Source organism: Pseudohoeflea suaedae (assembly GCF_004354915.1).
GTDB classification, from domain to species: Bacteria; Pseudomonadota; Alphaproteobacteria; order Rhizobiales; family Rhizobiaceae; genus Pseudohoeflea; species Pseudohoeflea suaedae.
In genome coordinates this window covers 638,704-649,557 of the sequence record NZ_SMSI01000001.1, presented here as the reverse complement: position 1 = coordinate 649,557, position 10,854 = coordinate 638,704, and the positions used below count along the sequence as shown (strand labels likewise).

Below are 10,854 nucleotides of genomic sequence, written 5' to 3'. Positions count from 1 at the left end.
CGGGATATAAAAGAATGCTTGGGAAGCCCGCGCGCGAAAAGGCGCCCGTCGCACGGTCCGGACTTCTGGTCGTGGCGATCCTGGCGACAGTCTACCTGACTGCGGGAGCCGTCGGCCTGCAGATGGCCGTGCCGCCCGGTTACGCGACCGTCCTCTGGCCGGCCTCCGGTCTTGCCCTTGCCATACTGCTGCTCCACGGCGTGCGCCACTGGCCCGGCATCCTCATCGGCTCGTTCATCCTGAACTCGCTGGTCGGAGGCATTTACAGGGACGGCGCGATTGACCTCGTGGCGATGGCCGCCGCCGCCGGCATTGCCGCAGGCTCCTCGCTACAGGCCGTTCTCGCCTTCAAGCTCATCGAGCGTCTTTACGGGATTCCGATCCGTATTGGCGGCTATTCGGATCTCATCCGAATAGCCGTCATCTGCGGTCCGGTCGTCTGCACCGTGGCGGCGACCGTGGGCGTTACCACGCTCTGGCTGGCCGGCGCGGTGGACGGGCCATCCTATCTGAAGAACTGGCTCAACTGGTGGGCCGGAGACACTCTCGGCGTCATCCTCTTCCTGCCGATCGGCCTTCTCAATCCCTGGCGTCCCTGGACGGTGGAATGGGAAGACCGCGCGGTGACCGGGTTTACCATTGCGACACTCGCCATGTTGGCGATCCCCCTGCTCGGGACGGTCATGGCCTGGAATGTCGCAAGCCGCGTGACCTTCGAACACAGCTCCGAGAATTTTTCCGCGCTGGCCAACAACAACCTTCAGGCCCTGGACTCGCGCATGAACGCCTATAAGAGGGCGCTCGATGGCGGAGCCGGTTTCTTCGACGCCTCGGACAGGATCACAGCGCCTGAATGGCGATCCTATGTGGAGACGCTCACCATCCGGGACTCGCTCCCGGGCATCAGCGGAATCGGCTTCATCGAACCCGTGGATGAAACCAAGCTGGACATTTACCCCAGGCTGGTGATGGCTGACGGGGTCGCCGACCTCGAAATCCATCCGGACGGAGAGCGCTTCGACAATTTCATCATCAAATATATCGAACCAGTCGCTCCTAACCGGAAGGCCGTCGGCCTCAATATCGGGTTCGAGAAAAACCGCCATGAAGCTGCAGTTCATGCGCGCGATACCGGCCTTCCAACAATTACCAGGCGTATTCTGTTGGTGCAGGATGAAACCGAGAGCGCCGGGTTTCTCCTTCTCCGGCCGATTTATTATGGAGACCCCGATTTCCTGAAGACGGCGTCGGCCCGCCAGGCCGCATTCAGAGGCTGGATCTATGCACCTTTCATCGCTCCGCGCTTCATGAATGGCCTGACACTCGGTCAGGGACAACTCTTCAACGTCCGGATCTATGACGGCTCGTCGACGGCTGAAGACGACCTGATATATGCTTCAGGCGCCTCTCGCCCGGCTGCACACTTCAAGCTGAACATTGAAGTGCCGGTCATGGAACAGACCTGGACCATCGTCTGGGAAAGCACCCCGAAATTCGAAAGCGCGGTCACAAGCAAGCTGCCGTTGATCACGCTCGTTGCCGGACTGGCTCTGTCGGTCATGTTCGCCGCGCTGCTTCTTGCATTCACGCGACGCGAGGAGACCGTCCGCTCGATCGTCCAGACCAAGACGCGCGAGCTGAGCGCAAGCGAGCAGCGCACCCGCTCGCTGATCGATACGGCGATGGTTGGCATCATGCTGCTCGACGAAGAGCGCAACATCCTCTCCGCCAATCGTGCCGCGGAGCATATTTTCGCTCGCAGCGACAAACGGCTGGTCGGCACGCCCCTCTCGAAGGTCATCGGCGGCGATCTCAAGTTCGACCTCGGCGGCCATGCGAATGCGCTGCGGAGAACGCGAAGCGGCGAGGGTGTGGATCTCTATATCGAGCTCCAGATCAACCCCTGGAAGGATATGGACGGAGCAAGCCGCTATACGGCACTGATCCGCGATGTGACGTCCGAGGAAGTGGCCAAGCAGGCACTCACGGAAAATGAACGCCGATGGAACGCTGCGCTGGAAGGCTCGGAGATCGGCGTTTTCGATATTGATCTCACGACCGGCATCTCCGTCGTCTCCAAAACCTGGAAACTGATGCTTGGCTTCTCCGCTGACGAGGAGATCGATGCCCAGTCGGAATGGCAAAGCCGGATTCATCCGGATGACAGGCCGACGGTCGAAGCAGCCGATCGGGCATGTATTGAAGGAAGCTCGCAGCGTTCCGTGTCCGAATACCGCATCCGGCGTGTCGACGGCGACTGGATCTGGCTGAGGTCGGACACCGAAGTCACGGAACGCAGCGACGACGGCACGGCGCTGCGCATGATCGGCACCCAGACCAATATCACCGAACTGCGAAAGACCATGGACGCGCTGCAGCGAAGCGAGGAACGGTTCCGCACTGCCATTCACAATGCACCAGTCGGCATGGCCATGGCTTCCCTGGACCGGCGATGGATGGAGGTCAACCAGGCCCTTTGTCATCTGCTCGGCTATCGCCCGGATGAGCTGATCGGAAAGGATGCGCGTGACTTCATCCATGTGGAAGACATCGATCCCGACGACGCACGTCCCCGGCAACTCGCGGATGGGGCAATCAATTCCTACCAGCGCGAGATGCGCATGCTGCACAAGAACGGCAGGCTTGTCTGGGTGCTGGTGAGCGTATCGATGGCCAGCGATCTCGAAACCGGTTCCAGATATTTCATCACGCAGTTCCAGGATCTCACGGAGATCAAGGAAGCCGAGCAACTCAAGACAGAGTTCGTGGCAACCGTCAGCCACGAGCTGAGAACCCCGCTGACCTCCATCCGGGGGTCGCTGGGCCTTGTTCTGGGCGCGATGAAGGAAGACCTTCCGGCAAATGTCACGCGGCTTCTGTCGATCGCGCACAGCAACTGCGAGCGCCTCGTGCTCCTGATCAACGACATCCTGGATCTCGAGAAGATCTCCAACGGCAAGATGCGCTTCGACAAGCGCAAGGAAAGCATCGCGGACATCGTTCAACAGGCATTCGAGGCCAACCAGGGATATGCGGACGCGCACGAGGTCATCCAGGAACTGGCGATGCCGCTGCCCAAGACCATCGTCAATGTCGACCTCGCCCGCTTGCATCAGGTCTTTGCGAACCTGTTGTCAAACGCGGCAAAATTCTCCCCCGCGGGTTCGACGGTGCGCGTGTCCGCGCAAGCCATAGACGGTGGCGTGAAGGTGATGATAGCCGACCAGGGGCCGGGCATTCCCCCCGAATTCCGCGACAAGATATTCAGCCGCTTTTCGCAGGCCGACGGTTCGGCGACCCGGGCCAAGGGCGGCACGGGCCTTGGCCTCCATATCTCCAAACAGATCGTGGAGCAGATGGACGGCGAGATCGGGTTCGACGCGACCCCTGGCGAAGGGTCCACGTTCTGGATCACGCTGCCGGCCGTCGATACCGAGGAAAGCAGTCTTGCCGCGGCGGCGACGGAGGGCGACCTGCCTGCCATCCTGCATGTCGAGGATGATCGTGATTTTTCCGAGGTGGTGGCCGCCTATCTCCGCGACCGTGCGCGCGTCATCTGCTCCGCCACCATTCCGGAAGCGCGCTCGCTTCTCGCCGGCGGGACTATCGACATGGTGATCATCGATATCGGCCTCTATAACGGAAACGGCCTCGAACTGCTCGGTCAGGTCTCCGAGATGGGGCTGCCGATCATCGTCCTGACCGCCCAGGAAGATTACGACCCCGATATCCGCGTCGATGCATATCTTCCGAAATCGCGGGTGACAGAAGCCAGAGTGGTGGAGACCGTCGTCGGCCTTCTGCAGGAGAGAGCGCAAGTGCAACGCGAAGCAGCGCGCGGGCGCAGTTGACATGGATCTGGATGTCTTCGCCCAGCGCTTTCGAGCTCGATGCGCCACGGATCTGGCGGTCCTGAAGGAAATACGTGATCAGCCTGGCGACCTGGCTGCCTCACCGAGACGTCCCGAGCTCACCGAAAGGACACACAAGATCGTGGGCAGCGGTGCATTGTTCGGCTATCCGGAGGCCAGCGAGAAGGCTCGGCTGCTGGAGGACCTCCTCGTGGACCAAACTCAGCCCTCACATGCGCAACTGGCCGCAGCGCTCGATGAGCTCGTGAAGACGCTGGAAAGCATCGTCCGCTAGTTGCTTGACGAATTGAAGCCGGTCCGTGGCATCTCGCCCCAGGAGTTGTCCTGTCGCAGAAACTGCCAGCATCCGCGGATACGCCAGAAATTGTTGAGCTGGCGGTAGCCAAAATTCTCGACAATCGCGGCGAGCAGCAAGATCGCGAGATCCCTCGCATTGGGGAAACGCCGGAGTTCCATCTCCTCGAGCACCAGCGAGCCGACGCTGACGAAAATTCCGTAGACGAACACAAGCGCGGTGTAGGCAAGCAGGAAATCGAGATTGAGGATGCCCAGATACCAGAACAGGGGAATGAGGATGTAGCCCAGAACCTCGGCTACAGGACCGACCACATCCACGATGAAGACGTGGACCATTCCCAACAGCCCGATACGGCCGTAGCGCGGGTTCATGAACATGCCGCGATACCGGAAGAAGCATTCGAGCGCCCCGCGCTGCCACCGCGAGCGCTGCCGCCCCAGAACGGCAAGAGTTTCCGGCGCTTCGGTCCAGCAGACCGGCTCGGGGATGAACTCGATACGATAGTCTTTGCGGATCTGCCTCATGTGCCGGTGGAGTTTGAGCACGAGATCCAAATCCTCTCCCATGGACCCCTGGGTGAAGCCGCCGACCGCGATGACGTCACCACGCCGGAAAACGCCGAAAGCGCCGGAAATCAGCATCAGGGCGTTTATTCGGCTCCAGGCAAGCCGGGCCATCAGGAAGGCACGCAGATATTCGATCACCTGGAACAAGGGCAAAAGCCTGGTGGGCAGCCGGACCTCGGTCACGCTTCCCCGTTCGAAGGTCGAGTTGTTGGCTATCCGGATCGTGCCGCCCACCGCGATCGTTCTCTCGGGATCCTCGATGAAGGGCTGCGAGGCACGGAGAAGTGCATCGTTCTCCAGTATCGAATCACCGTCGATGACGCAGAAAAGCGGTGCACGCGAAACATTGATACCGGCATTCTGCGCATCCGCCTTCCCCCCGTTCTCCTTGTCGATCACGGTCAGACGATCATTCGTCGGATTGCCGTATATGCCGCGGATGGGCTGGTGCTCGAGCGATTCCTCATAGGAACGGCTGACCTGCCTGAGCTGGAAAGCCTCGATCAGCACCTCCAGGGTCCTGTCCCTCGAGCCGTCATTGACGATGATGACCTCATAGCTCGGGTATTCCATCGACAAAAGGGAATGAACGGTCTCGGTGACGTTGAGCTGCTCGTTATAGGCGGGGACTATGATTGCGATCGGTGGAGCGACATCGGCAAAGCGATGCCACAAGAGACTGGAGCGCGCTACCGGAGGGCGTCTCATAAGGGCGTATGTGGCGACGAGAAGCTGCGCGAGATAGACAAGGGTCTGGAGCAGCCCCGACGTCATCACGATGACCGCAACCCAGAAGGCAACATCGAACAGGAACGCGGTGATGTCTGCATCGAGCGTCATGCCGCGTCCTCCGCCATGACCATCGAAGCCGTGCGCTGACTGCGCGACGGGTCGCCCTCGGCGATCGAACGGAGCATGTCGATACCCTCCTGGCCGAACGCGTGAAGCGCATGCGCCGCCCAGTATCTCACCGGCCATTCGGCGTCTTCCAGGAGAGTTGTGAGTTCCGGAATCGCATCCCGGGCGCCGACCAGACGAACCGCCTGGGCGGCTTCCGATCTGACGCGCCAGTCCGCATGCCTGAGCGCCTCGATGACGGTCGGGGCCGACGAGGGATGCGCCAGCCGTCCGACCGCGTTGACGGCCGCTGCGGCGATATCGGCCGATTCGTCGCGGGTCATCTCGCGAATGAAGGCCAGGTGACTGTAGTCGCCCGTCTGGCCAAGCACGGCAATCGCCGCAGAGCGCATCAGGGCATTGGCACGGATATCCAGCGCGACGCTTCGCAGTTCTTCGGAGCGTTCGGCCCCGAGCGTCTGAAACAGGTCGACGATCCGTGCCGAACGCTGGCCACGATAGCCGATCATGTTCATGACGTCGGCGAGAGGCGGCAAGGCCTGCATTTCGCCCAAGGCAATCGCCGCGGCAATACGCACCTGGCGCGAACGGTCGCGCAGAGCGGCCAGCAGGGCGCGGTTGGTCTCGGCTGCGGGAAAAGCCGTCAGACGTTCTGCCGCAAAAATGCGTTGGGACCGGTTGCCCTGCCTCAGCTGCTTGCGAATGACCCGCTGGATCCCGATCTCAGCGAAGACTTCCTCGATCTCGCGCCGCTCGTTTCCGCGCAACAGCGCGAGAAATTCGAAACCGGCATCGGCTATCACGGTCTTCGGAATGCCCGACAGCGACGCCAGAACCTTCTCCTTGTCCTCATCGGCGGTAAAACGGATCAATGCCGCGTTCAGTCTGGCCTTGGCGGCGTTCCGGTTCTTCTCCAATCTCGTGACGATGACCCGCCGCACGATAAGTACGAGCATGACGAAGATGGACGTGAGCGCGAGCGCGATTGATAACGACCAGACCAATCTCAACATCGTCAAAACCGGTAGGACAGTCCTGCACCGACAGTCTTCCTGTCGAATGCGGTCCTGCTCTCGTTGGAGTAGTTGATCCTGAAGGCCAGTCCCTCCGCCAAGTCGAGCGAGGCGCCGACAAACCAGGTTTGCGTGTCGATCAGCGCGGCGCTGTCGATCTCCGGCGCGTCGCTGTAGCCGACGAAAAACCCCAACCGGTCGAACGGATTGACGTCGGCGCGGACCAGATAGCCGTCTGCCGTCGCCCCGCTCTGGCTCGCCGAATGGATCCACCGTCCGTACAGCGTCACCCGGGTGCCGAGCTGCACACCGACGCCGGGCGCAAGCGTGGTGATCGAGTCCGCGGAATAGCGGTCATGTCTGAGATCCACGTCAAGAAAGGGCGAGACCGATGTATCGGTGGGAATGTCGATCCGCAGCCCGCCGGCGATCGTCGCATCCGGAAGAAAGTCGCCGTCGGGCGTGACGGAGATCCCGCCATGGGCCGACACGATCGTGCTGAACCGGTGGTCGACCCTGAGGCCGAGCTGAACATCCTCGACGTCGCCGCGCGTCGCGAGGCGTCCCGACACCGTCAATGTCGTATCGGGGCGCAGGCGATAGGAGGCCGCTGCAATGGTGTCTGTCCATGACGGCCGGTCGCCCGACAGCGTACTGTATTCGGTGCCGAGATCCAGTCGCCAGTTCGGCTGGTCGGCAAGCGTCATCCGATCCAGAACCGCCTGCGACCCGGGGTCGAGCGCCCGGGCCTTTTCAAATGTCGCGCGTGAGGAACTGTATTGGCCGAGCGCTTGTTGAGCGTCGCCCAGTCCGATGAGCGCATCCGCATTGGACGGATCCCGCTCCAGAACGCTCTGGAACATGTCCCGAGCCTGCCGATAGCTGTGTTCGCGCATGAGGAGGCGCCCGGCCAGAACCGCGATATCCGCGTTTTCCCGCTCGGCAACGCTCAGGTCGTCGACGATTCCCCTTGCGCCCGGCACGTCATCGCGCGCCAGCGCCAGACGCAGCAGTCCGGCCCGCGCGTCGATATAGCTGGGAGCGATGTCGAGAGTGCGCAGGAAAAGGCGCTGAGCTTCATCCGGATCGCCGTTGACGGCAAGGACCAGACCCAGTCCCACCAGCGCGTCGGTATTGCCGGGATCCGCGGCCAGTGCGCGACGATACTCAGCCTCCGCGAGTGCGAAACGCCCCTCGAGCCTCAGTGCCGTCGCACGTTCGAGAGCCGTCGGCCGCGGTTCGGCACGCAGGGGCGCGGCCGTTTTCACGACCGGAGACCGAACGGGCTTGCTGTCGATCACGCCGGCACGCGCCCTGCTGATCCGCTCCGCGAGTTCCGCGGCATCCGCATAGTCCGGCTGAGCGCTCAGGACCTCGCGGTTCAGCGCGTCCGCCTTCACGAGATCGCCGTCCCGGAAGGCGAGCTGCGCAAGCCCGAACTTGGCATCGGTATAGCCAGGCGCGATGGAAAGGACTTTATCAAAGGCCGATCTGGCACCTTCCCGATCATCTGCGGCGAGGAGCGCGAAACCGAGCTGGACGAGCGCATCCGCATTGTCGGGTTCAAGTTCGAGGGCGCGTCGCAGCAGTGACGTCGCGTCCTCGGTCGCCCCCGCCTTGCGGGCCTCCACCGCCTGCGCATAGAGTTCGTCGGCGGTCTGGGCGCCGGCGGGCGAATACATCGCCATGGCGAGGAGAGATCCGGCAACGATGATGCGGGTGGCGCGGCCCATCGGCTTCTACTTCTTCGAGAGGATCTTGGAGAGCCGGGTCATCAGCTCGTCCGGAATGAACGGTTTCACGAGGTAGTCTTCGGCGCCGCGCTCCAGCGCGGAGACGATTTCCTGCTCGCCCTTGCGTGCCGTCAGCATGATGACCGGGATATGCCTGAGGTCCTCATTTGCCTTCAGCCGCGACAGGACCTGAAAGCCGTCGAGCTTCGGCATCATCGCATCGAGTACGACCAGCGAAGGCCGGGCTTCGGCAGTTTGCTTCAAGGCTTGCTCACCATCCTCGGCCTTGATGACCGTATACCCCTTGGCCTGAAGGCGGAACTCCATGAGTTCGAGGATGAGCGTGTCGTCGTCGCAGATGAGAATCGTATGCATAGCCTCAGACTCCCTCACTATTTTGTTGTCTCTCTACTGGAAGCTGCGGCTTCCGCTTTCATATCGAGTCCGTGGAAAGCAAATCCCGTGAAAGATTTCCAGGCAGCGAACTCAGGGGCCACTCGAGCTGCGAGCGCCGACATCGTTGCCGCATCTCCCATGAAGCTGATCCGGCGGGGATCGATGACAACCTCATGGGACAGGTCATACCACCAATGTTCTCCATTCATGGTTAACGAGACGTTGCCAAGGCTGACCATCGGCGTGCCATCCACATCAATTTCCAGGACAAGAGGGCCCTTTTCGGCCCGCCTGTATGTTCTGTGCCACTCCTTTTCCAGGATGCCGTTCTCGAGCGCGATCCTGACAGCCCGGTTCCGGTCGGCCCCATATGCAAGCCATGGCTCGCAAATCTGCCAAAGGGAGATTTCGTCCGTGCGGTAAGCCATCACGACGATTTCCGCGATTTGGCCGTCGAGATCGTCGAGGGCACGAATGCCGGCATCGCTGGCCTGCATCCAGAAGGGCACGACGACCGAGACCGGACTGCCGATCTCATCGGCCAGCGCCCTGATCGTCGCCTTCCACTCATCCCACATCTCTTCCGGATTCACATGAGAACCGCCGAGGTAGGGCTCGATATCATACTGGACGCCGGCCAAACTTTGCCTTGCGGACGAACCGCCGATGAACCCGGAGATCGCCGAGGCTCGCGAAAGCGCGTGCAGGCGTCCGTCCCGAGAGACCATTTCCGGATCACCTTCAACTGCAATCGTATCGATGTTTCGCTTGCGCAAGCGCTCGATCAATGCACGGAGATCCGTTTGATGAACGACCGAATTCCCGGCGACAGGAAGCTGGAGATAGACCTGGTCGATGCCGCCGGCTTCGAGGCGATCTTCAAGCTGCCCATCCGCCTCCAGCGCATCGGCCGCGTTCCACATCCAGGCTCCCGCTCCGGCCGGAACGCTGCCACCCTCCGGCACATCGAGACGCGCCGACCGTATTTCGATCCTGCCCGAGGACGAGGGGCACAGGATGCGGATGTCGGGCAGGTCCTTTTGCGCCCATGACCGGCTCGGCAAGGCCAGGACCGTCTCGGCATCCGTGATCTCGGCCGACGCCCATACGTTTTCCCCGGTCGCGCGGTCGACGACGGCGACCGCAAATCCGCCCTCCCCCTCCGATCGGACGAGAAGCCTCATGGGCACTTCTCTCGGCACATAGGCGTTGCCTGCACTCACCAGAAGTCCGGCCGGAGCGGAACCGGCCTTGCACTCCATGACAAGAGAGCCCGTCGATCCCGTGGTGACGGTCGCCCGCTCCTCGAGCCCGAACACACGCGTAGCGGCATCCGCGAGCAGATCTGTGCCGATGGGCAGGGGAAGCGGCGCAGGTGACATTTCACCCGCTTCGGGGATTGCCGCGCGCAACGGACGGAACATGCCCGCCTGATCGACGCCCTCCACGATGATCCGCGTGGGCAGTTTCTCAAACTTCGGGATGCGTGCGGACCAGACTTCGTTCATTGCAGCCCCACTTGCCGGACGCTCTTCCCTTGCATCCTGCGCCTCCGACCGTGATGAAAGCAAAGCAACGAGAAGCGCAAGGCCGAACTGCAACCGGCTCGGCCCTGGCGCCCGTCTGCTCAATCTCGTCCTGCCGTCAGATAGCGCATGGCCTCTCCCGCCAAAGCCATCGGGTCAAAGGGCTTGGCGATCACGCCGACGGCACCGAGGGCGAGAAACCGCTCCACCTCATGCGCCTGGGTGCGCGCCGTAATGAAGACCACGGGGACGCCGGACGTGGTCTCGTCGTCCCGCAGGCTGGAAAGCGTGGCGGGCCCGTCCATTCCCGGCATCATGACATCGAGCAGGATAAGGTCAGGCCGTTCGCCCCTCGCCCTTTCCAGGGCCTCGGCTCCGGACGCGGCAGTGGCAACCCTGAACGCCGGCTCCAAGGCCAGAGCCATTTCCGCGATTTCACGGATATCGTCTTCGTCATCGACGTACAGGATCAGATGGTCTGTCATTGAGTTTCAGTCTTTCGCTCATAATTTCGCAGCGCCGGCTGCCGCAATACCGGACCTCGGAGCCATGGCCTCGGAAGACCGGACGGGAGATCAGCCTCCAAGATAGA

The 10,854-nt window shown here is 61.9% G+C and carries 8 protein-coding genes; 2 read left to right on the top strand and 6 right to left on the bottom strand.

Going from position 1 to position 10,854, the window contains the following annotated elements; translation table 11 throughout:
- The first annotated feature begins 14 nt into the window (after positions 1-14).
- Positions 15-3,851, top strand: a complete 3,837-nt coding sequence (locus E2A64_RS03065) for a PAS domain S-box protein (protein WP_133282958.1) — start codon at positions 15-17, stop codon at positions 3,849-3,851.
- Position 3,852: 1 nt separating this feature from the next.
- On the top strand, positions 3,853-4,146 hold the full coding sequence (locus E2A64_RS03060) for an Hpt domain-containing protein (RefSeq protein ID WP_133282957.1): 294 nt from the start codon (positions 3,853-3,855) through the stop codon (positions 4,144-4,146).
- Here E2A64_RS03060 and E2A64_RS03055 read toward each other — a convergent pair.
- The 6 genes from E2A64_RS03055 to E2A64_RS03030 all read right to left on the bottom strand — a co-directional run bounded on the left by E2A64_RS03055 (position 4,143) and on the right by E2A64_RS03030 (position 10,747).
- Positions 4,143-5,576, bottom strand: a complete 1,434-nt coding sequence (locus E2A64_RS03055; protein ID WP_133282956.1) for a glycosyltransferase family 2 protein — start codon at positions 5,574-5,576, stop codon at positions 4,143-4,145. The genes E2A64_RS03060 and E2A64_RS03055 overlap by 4 nt on opposite strands.
- Positions 5,573-6,607, bottom strand: coding sequence for a HEAT repeat domain-containing protein (locus E2A64_RS03050; RefSeq protein ID WP_133282955.1), 1,035 nt, complete (start codon positions 6,605-6,607; stop codon positions 5,573-5,575). The genes E2A64_RS03055 and E2A64_RS03050 overlap by 4 nt, the downstream gene beginning before the upstream one ends.
- A 2-nt stretch (positions 6,608-6,609) precedes the next feature.
- The gene (locus E2A64_RS03045; protein ID WP_133282954.1) at positions 6,610-8,340 is read right to left on the bottom strand and encodes a tetratricopeptide repeat protein; all 1,731 of its coding nucleotides are present in this window, start codon (positions 8,338-8,340) and stop codon (positions 6,610-6,612) included.
- A gap of 6 nt (positions 8,341-8,346) precedes the next feature.
- Positions 8,347-8,715 (bottom strand): response regulator transcription factor, encoded by a 369-nt coding sequence (locus E2A64_RS03040; RefSeq protein ID WP_133282953.1) that lies wholly within the window; start codon positions 8,713-8,715, stop codon positions 8,347-8,349.
- Positions 8,716-8,732: 17 nt separating this feature from the next.
- Positions 8,733-10,244 (bottom strand): hypothetical protein, encoded by a 1,512-nt coding sequence (locus E2A64_RS03035; protein ID WP_133282952.1) that lies wholly within the window; start codon positions 10,242-10,244, stop codon positions 8,733-8,735.
- Positions 10,245-10,363: 119 nt separating this feature from the next.
- Positions 10,364-10,747: a response regulator gene (locus E2A64_RS03030; protein ID WP_133282951.1), complete on the bottom strand. Its 384-nt coding sequence runs from the start codon at positions 10,745-10,747 to the stop codon at positions 10,364-10,366.
- Positions 10,748-10,854 lie beyond the last annotated feature (107 nt).